This is a genomic window from Nocardiopsis mangrovi (genome assembly GCF_042653925.1).
Lineage (GTDB): Bacteria > Actinomycetota > Actinomycetes > Streptosporangiales > Streptosporangiaceae > Nocardiopsis_B > Nocardiopsis_B mangrovi.
Genome location: NZ_JBHSFQ010000099.1, coordinates 1 through 688, shown reverse-complemented (window position 1 = coordinate 688; position 688 = coordinate 1). Strand labels below are relative to the sequence as shown.

Genomic DNA, 688 nt, shown 5'->3' with positions numbered 1-688 from the left:
CGGCGACGGCCGCAACAGCGAGGGCCGGGCGCTGACCCCGGCCGAGCAGCAGTACCAGCAGGCGCTGGAGGAGTACTACGAGAACCAGAGCGAGGACCTCCAGCAGCTCGTCTCCGGGCCCGAGGGCGGCGGCGGGAACCTGAACGGCGACGGCGACGGCGGCCGGGAGCTCTCGCCCGAGGAGTACGAGCAGCGCGTCCAGGAGTACGTCGACGAGGAGAAGGGCAACCTCGACCGGCTGCGCCAGGACGTCAACGGGATCACCGATGAGAACGGTAACCCGGCGCCGGAGCTTGAGGAGTACCGGGAGCAGCTCAGCGACTACTACGACCAGCGCTCCCAGGAGCTGGACGACCTCGCCGCGGGCCCCGAGGGCGGCGGCGGCAACCTCAACGGCAACGGTTCCGGCAACGGGGACGGCTCCTCGGCCCAGGAGTACCAGGACCGGCTGAACGAGTACTACGACCAGCAGCGCGCCGACCTCGAAGAACGCATGAACGCCGGCCCCGAGGGCGGCGGCGGCGACCTCAACGGGGACGGCAGCGGCAACGGTTCCGGCAGCGGGGACGGCTCCTCGGCGCAGGAGTACCAGGACCGGCTGAACGAGTACTACGACCAGCAGCGCGCCGATCTCGAGGAGCAGATGGGCGCCGGCCCCGAGGGCGGCGGCGGCTCGCTCGGCGACTCC

The 688-nt window shown here is 71.7% G+C and carries 1 pseudogene; it reads left to right on the top strand.

The features are described from left to right. Nucleotides 1-688, top strand: a pseudogene (locus ACFO4E_RS30105) (hypothetical protein); the annotation flags it as partial.